Source organism: Acinetobacter sp. 1566109 (assembly GCF_000582255.1).
Lineage (GTDB): Bacteria > Pseudomonadota > Gammaproteobacteria > Pseudomonadales > Moraxellaceae > Acinetobacter > Acinetobacter nosocomialis.
Map to the genome: position 1 here is coordinate 23,220 of NZ_JEYB01000047.1, position 6,416 is coordinate 29,635.

Sequence of the window (6,416 nt, forward strand, 5' to 3'; positions counted from 1 at the left end):
CCCACACAAGTTCAGGAGTAAAATGTACAGATCTATTTATCAAACCAAGAACGGTAAATGGCGTGTAGAGATTGGCTTTGATAAAAATACAAGGCCCACAAAGATTTGTGAGACTGAAGCTGCAGCTAAACGCTGGGCTAAAGAAAAAGAAAGAGATCTAATTTTAAATGATGCAACTCAAAAGGCTATTAAAAACAATATAGTTATAACTATGCGTGAAGCTCTGGGGCGTTACTCAGAAGAAGTATCCAGATTTAAAGCTACTGGAAAAAAAGAAATGCAAAGGATCCGTTATTACCAGGATAATTTGCCCAACACAGATTGGCCATTAAGTGCTTACAAAGGTGAGTTTTTAAAACAGTGGGAGAGTGCTGTCACTCAACGCACGATTAAACCTTTAAAAGCATCGACCATATTGCGAGACTATTCGACGTTATCTGCTTTCTTTAACTGGTGCCGGAAAGATAAAGGGTGGATAGAAATAAACCCTGTAGAGAATATCCGGAAGCCTAAAAAGCCAGCTCACCGCGAACGCCGGACTGAGGTGGAAGAACTTCAAGCTATTTTAACGGCTTTAAAATATAAGCCTGGAACTGTGCCGATAACTAAAATGCAGGAAGTTGGACTGATTTGGCTTATTGCTATGGCCACGGGTATGAGATCTGGAGAGATTGTGAACCGGCTACCTGAACATGTATTTTTGTCTAAACGCTATGTTCAGCTTGATAAAACAAAGAATGGAATGGCCAGAAAAGTACCGTTAGATGATTTTGCACTGCAGCTATGGACGTTGGCTTTGAAAATTAATCGGAAGGGATGCCCAAAAGTATTTACAGTGACAGATTCATCACGTGATGCACTGTTTAGAAAGGCTCGAAAAAAAGCTGGTTTGGAAAATGCTGATTTAACTTTTCATGATTCAAGACATGAAGCAGCTTCACTTATGGCCAAACGCATTAAAAATGCTCTTACCTTGTGTAAGATATTTGGATGGAAGGATCCGAAGCAGGCTTTGACATATTACAACCCGACTAACGATGAAATTTTAGATGAGCTGAATAATTCTAAAGGATTAAGTAAATTATTTATATAAAAGCCACATTTAGTGGCTTTTTAACTTATTATAAATCTAAAATTTTACAATTTTTGAAGGTCAGTCGACTTTAAAAAGTGCGTTCCTATATTCAATAATTTCTTTAATATCTAAATCATACTTTATACATACGTAAACTTCAAAATCTAAATTTATACTTTTAAGTTTTTCATAGTAATAATATGTGTTTTTATCCATAAAACTTAATAATTCTGGATTAATACCTTGAGGGAAAAATTCTGAATAATATTTTATTGAACTCTTAATTTCTTCATCAAGTTTCTCAATACTTAGTATTGAGTAAGTATCAGTTGATTTGTTGTGATTTAAATGAAGCTTTAAATCTTTAATCATTTTTACATTCTGTTGTATTAAATCTTGGTCACAGTTAACTTCAATTTTATCAAGATCATCAAAATATTTTAGCCAATTATTATTTTTTTCAAAGATATCTTTCTTATAGTGATATGCGTAGCTGCTAAGTCTATGATATTTATCAGGAGAATAATTGAAGTCCATTAGTAATGGTTCAAACATTCCATACTTTTCAAGTAATTTTTTAAATTTTCCATTTCCATATATACATAAGCAATTGAAAAAGAAAGTCTCTAATTCATGTTGAGTTAAAGTAGCTCGAAAAATATCAAAATATTCTTTTTGTTTACTTGAATAGCCAGTTTTTTTATTTATATCAAATAATTTTAAGGTTTCATTTTGGTCGATTAATTTTACTATTTGATAGCAAACCCTGAAATAGCTTCCAAAATAGTCTAATAAGTTTTCTTTATAATAATCTTCCCATGATTTATATTTTTGGTAAGTCTTAAAATCGTGTATGCATCCTTTAAATGCATCTTTACCACGGAAACTAGAATCTTCAATGGTAGTGGATGTTTTATATTGATCACCATTAAGAACTATATCATTTGTGACTTCATTTTTTGTTTTAAGCAATTGAAAGAATAAACTTTCAAAGTTCTGAAGGGATACTTGTTCTTGTTGTTTTTTTGCAGATTTTACTGTTTCAGCTAAAGCTTCATTAGTTTTTTTTAATTCTTTTATTTGAAGCTTTACAGATGTAATTAACCAGAATAGTGCTAAAGCGGCTATTGTGGGATTTAGTAAACCGCCTACATAGTCTCCAAAGGTTCCCCAATCTCCCTTATCTTTTGCCAATTCCCATTTACCAAATTTGATAATATAGACACCAAAAACGATAATAAATATTAAAATTGCAATTCCAATACAGATTCGCATAATATTTTCTAATCGCTTTATTTCTTTAATTTCTAAAGCTTCTTCATTTGTATAGTTAGTCATTATTTAAAATAAAATCTAAAAAATTCAAAAAATTATACAGTTGCTAAAAATAAACTTCTAGAAAATAATACTTTTTAATTAATTATGAAGGGGAAAGCCCCCTTCTTCAGAAATATTTATATTATTTTATATTCAGGAATATCTAATATTAGATTTATCAAATGCCATTCCAAAGTTAATCACATCTGTGGCTTTCCAGCGTGGTACTGTTCGATCTCCAGTGGCTGAGGTTGGTAATTCACGACTTGGTGGAAAGTTCTCGTTACTAATAATATGGCGCTTGGTGTAGTCCAGCGAATATTTAAAATAACTTGCTATATCTTGTTCATCCCACAGTTGGCATTCAATCGGTATGATTGGTTTAGCATCAATCTGCTTTAAAATTTTACGAAGCACTTTTTCTAATAACACCTCTACATCCATTTATTTACTCCTTTAATCTCTCAAAAGTTGAAATCCATTCTTCACGGTTTAAGCCGCGGTCAGCATCGCTTGGGAAAATGCCTGAAATGAAGTAACCCGTTTCTGAAGGTGACTTCTGGTAGCTAGAAGCAATGATTCTGACGAACTCACATCGCATTGCTTTAACTGCTGCATAGGCTTCGTGTGCGATCGGATGTGTTGGGGTAACGACCCGTAGGTCATTTTCCTCTTCATCTACAAACGGTAGAGCATTTGGACTTAATTCTTCTGTGTTCATGCTTGTGGTACTCCATAACTAGGGTTGGTAAAGATCCAGCATTTCACTGTGTGAGAACGTTCTAAGCTGCTTGATTCATCGCCAGTAACATTCTTTACTTCATCGGCTGGATATTTGTTTGACCGTACTGTTTTGTTCATTTCGATGAACTTATAGCGACGGCTGTTACGTAATAGGTTTTTCATTTCTTTGATGTCGGGAAGTACCTGGTAATTTCGAGCTGCGACCTTGTAAACCTCGTTTAGATTTATAGCCACTTGTTGGGCATCAGCCTCATAATGGTTCAGGCTGAAAGCAGGGCTACGGCTACTGTTGAGGTATTCGTATGCATCCCAAAATTGCTCAACAAGAGGGTGGTCACCATTGAGTTGATTTACTCGTTCTTCAGCCATTGCTAACAGCATTTCTTTGGCCGCTAGGACTTCTTCAATGTCTATGACATCTTGAAGTACATATTTGGCCAAAGCATCTATTAGAGCCGAAACTTGTGCATGACAAAGCGCGATACGGGTATGAGTAATGCCGTTGTTATGGAACTCGGTTTCTAACTCCTCGAGCTTTCGTGCGTATGTTTCTAAAATCTCTTTTTCATTGACTAAGCAATGAGTCATGTACGTGCACGTGTCTTCGATATCTAAACGGTCGAGTTCATCGACAATTCGTTTTGTTTCTAAAGATTGGCCTTTGCGATCGAAGTAGATGTGTAAAGTACGTGTCAAAATCGCTTCAGAGGCTTGGATTTGTGTGTTTTGGGAAATCATGATGGCACCACGAAATGGTGGCTCATATGTTTCATTACCTGCTGTTTTTAGGCCTTTAGAACGAATTGCACGACCGTTGTAAGCATCTTTTAGTTCATCCCAACTAAACTTTGCTTTAGCAACCGCATTACCATTTTGGTCATTACGGTCACCCTCGATGAGAACCACTGGCAAGTTGGAGATTTGAGCGAAGTTACGGTAAATCGCTACGTTAGTAGATTTGTTTGCGTCAAAGCCTTCATAGTCAGCACGGCCAGATAGCTTCCACATAAACTCGATTAGGCGTGATTTACCTGCACCAGCTTCACCAACGATTTCAATAAAAGGAAATGAGCTATGCATTGCACGGATCTGCTCTGCAAAGTAGGAGCCTGTCCACCACGCTAGGGCGATTAGACCTTTTGCACCACGTACCCGGTAAAAGTCTTTCCACCAAGTCGGTTTGAACTCTTGTTTCGGGTTGAGTTTGATAGATGGACTACCAGCTAATGTTTTTAGCTCTAGGCGACCAAGCTTGTAGAAATCATGATCGTTTATGTGGATAACGTTACCCTTATACACAGCATGTTTTTCAAATATGTAGGCCCCGTATTCTTTGGTGTACCCCATAAAATCTATTGTTTTCACCTCACGTAATCTTTCAGTGTTTTGCTTCATAAACGTTAAAAGTTGATGGTTATTGCCCGTCCACCAAGCTCCGACGTGCACAGACAGCAAACGTGGGCCAAATTTACCCGGTGCAGAGATATGGTCTGCCGTAAAAGTCGCTTTCATTTCGTCTTCTGGAGTAGAGATTTGGAAGTAATACCAGGACTCGTCTGTTATTTCGTTTCGTTGGAAATAAAGAGGGGTGAGCTGGCGATTACATATTTCTGAAACTGCTGAACATTGCTGAAGGGCGAGTTCACGTTTTTGGCTATCGAGCAAGAAGTCTCGGTCTGGATCTGCTTCAATGCGTTCGAGTTCCTTGCTGTATTTGTCCATATCTAAATTGAACCAATACAACCGATAGTTATGGTTGAAATAAAAGGTTCTACGTCGACCGTCATTGAAGTTGTAGATGAGTAAGCCAGCTTGCTCCGGAGTTTCTGCAATGTGCAGCTCTCCGTAGTGTTTATAGGTCTTACGGTTTTCACTGTGTAGCTGGTCACGCATGTAAAGGTCGTTCCAGTCCAAACCTCCTGAAGGTGGAAGGGCAGCGGTCGAATCCCAATGGTTTTGAACAGCTCTTAAATGAAACTTACGGATAGACTTTTTGCCGGCTTTGTCATTATCAAATGCCCATCGAATGCGGGGCTTTTGACGATTTAACTCATGGCAACGGTCGGCAATTTGCTTCAGCATTTTTTCCGGATAGTTTTCTGTAGACATGGTGGCTATAGAAGGTTGTCCAGAAAGGGATAGAGCAATCGCGTTAAAGATGCCTTCAGTCACCCAAATAGATTGGGCATTACAAAGTTTGTCTAAATCATCTAAAGACCATGCTAGACCTTTATAGTCCCCCATAAAGTTAGCTTTCTGACGGCCAAAGCGTTCAGGACGATCTATAAACCTTTCCCAATAAACTCCTTCAGCAAGTTTAAAGCGAACGGTCGCTGTAACTAGGTCGGGGTATTTACGATCGTTTCTGAAAAGCTCTTGGGTGTAGGTACCTTTTAGTTTTGAAACGTCAAAACCACGGGCATTTACTAAATAAGCATCTGCTGCTGCATGAGGGTTTTCAGGCGTGCGAGGAAAGTCTTTAGACCAGTCTTTAAAAAGGTCTCCACAAATTTCCTTTACGTGCTCTTCATAGCCACATTTGTTTAAACGACCACATTTAACTACACGTGGTGTTTCAGCATGGGTAAAGAGTTCCTTTTTCCCACATTGAGGACATAGACCTTCACGGTACCAGTCGCCAACCTTTTTAAAGTTGAATAACTGGTTGAGTCTGTCATCAATGCGTCTTTGTAATACTGACATTTAAAACCACGCGTGATTACTGGTAACTGTTTGAGAATGTGAATATTTTGTTTGAGTTTGTAGCTTTGTAAGCATTGCGAATTGGCTTTGATTACAATTGCTCGTCTTTGCACGGTTCTTGTAATTCGGGGTGATGGTTCACCATAAAATTACGGATGTAGATGGCAACTTTTGTGTCCTTTTCATACGCAATTTTCTTGAGGACTTTTAACTGAGCTTTGGTCCAGCGGACTTGAGTGAGTTCAGTGTGTTTAGGTTTAGTTTGAACATTTGATGTAGTCATGCGAAAATCACCATAAATCGTACTTAGATACTTAGTGTTATTAAATTTAGTACTATTTATGGTGATTTACAAGTGCTTTTAAGGAAAAAGTATGAAAAATGGTGATTTTTCTAATCGTGGTGAACGTTTAAAAGAAGAACGTAAGCGCTTGGGCATAGGTACACAAGATGAGTTGGCCGAGATTTTAAACGTTAAAAAGAACTCAGTTGTGCGTTATGAAAAGCACAATGCACCTTTAGACACTGACCAGTTAGATTTGCTTGAAGATCATGGGTTTAATATTGCTTATATTCT

At 37.5% G+C, this 6,416-nt stretch carries 7 protein-coding genes; 2 read left to right on the plus strand and 5 right to left on the minus strand.

Translation table 11 applies throughout. The features are described from left to right. Positions 1-22 precede the first annotated feature (22 nt). A complete protein-coding gene (locus J582_RS20045; protein WP_032048458.1) occupies positions 23-1,093 on the plus strand; it encodes a tyrosine-type recombinase/integrase in 1,071 nt (356 codons plus the stop codon). Positions 1,094-1,153: 60 nt separating this feature from the next. On the opposite strand, the gene J582_RS20050 is transcribed toward J582_RS20045, so the two are convergent. The 5 genes from J582_RS20050 to J582_RS20065 form a co-directional block, all read right to left on the minus strand. After that, the gene (locus J582_RS20050) at positions 1,154-2,413 is read right to left on the minus strand and encodes a putative phage abortive infection protein (protein WP_032048459.1); all 1,260 of its coding nucleotides are present in this window, start codon (positions 2,411-2,413) and stop codon (positions 1,154-1,156) included. Positions 2,414-2,545: 132 nt separating this feature from the next. Continuing rightward, the gene (locus tag J582_RS20055) at positions 2,546-2,836 is read right to left on the minus strand and encodes a hypothetical protein (protein WP_032048460.1); all 291 of its coding nucleotides are present in this window, start codon (positions 2,834-2,836) and stop codon (positions 2,546-2,548) included. A 4-nt stretch (positions 2,837-2,840) separates the two neighbouring features. Next, the gene (locus J582_RS0105030) at positions 2,841-3,113 is read right to left on the minus strand and encodes a hypothetical protein (RefSeq protein ID WP_050674849.1); all 273 of its coding nucleotides are present in this window, start codon (positions 3,111-3,113) and stop codon (positions 2,841-2,843) included. Beyond that, positions 3,110-5,839, minus strand: a complete 2,730-nt coding sequence (locus J582_RS20060; protein ID WP_032048462.1) for a toprim domain-containing protein — start codon at positions 5,837-5,839, stop codon at positions 3,110-3,112. Before J582_RS20060 ends, J582_RS0105030 begins: the two co-directional genes overlap by 4 nt. A gap of 91 nt (positions 5,840-5,930) precedes the next feature. Then, the gene (locus tag J582_RS20065; RefSeq protein ID WP_032047653.1) at positions 5,931-6,122 is read right to left on the minus strand and encodes a hypothetical protein; all 192 of its coding nucleotides are present in this window, start codon (positions 6,120-6,122) and stop codon (positions 5,931-5,933) included. A 91-nt stretch (positions 6,123-6,213) separates the two neighbouring features. Between J582_RS20065 and J582_RS20070 the strand changes: the two genes are divergently transcribed. Then, positions 6,214-6,416: helix-turn-helix domain-containing protein (locus tag J582_RS20070; protein ID WP_032048463.1), on the plus strand; the 203-nt coding region annotated here is incomplete at its 3' end.